At 55.1% G+C, this 236-nt stretch carries 1 pseudogene; it reads right to left on the reverse strand.

Annotated features, from left to right (window positions below):
* Positions 1–236: pseudogene (locus tag AC23NW_RS36360) on the reverse strand (ligand-binding sensor domain-containing protein); the annotation flags it as partial.

Genomic DNA, 236 nt, shown 5'->3' on the forward strand with positions numbered 1-236 from the left:
TTTCATCACTGCTCGAATCGCCTTTCCAGAGCCATTTCCCGTCTTTATAGGGCTGCCAGCGAACCTGCACCGGTTTGAAACGGGGTTCTTTTGCGAGTTCAGCAGCCAGCTCACGGCCGGTATAGGCACGGTTGGCGTCGTGAAGCAGGGACTTATCCCAGTTGGCGGGTACGATGGTACGTGCAAAAAAGCCGTCGGTTCCCGTTACTTCCTGCAACAACCGCAGAAACTGGAAC

The organism is Arsenicibacter sp. R0_47, from assembly GCF_057652235.1.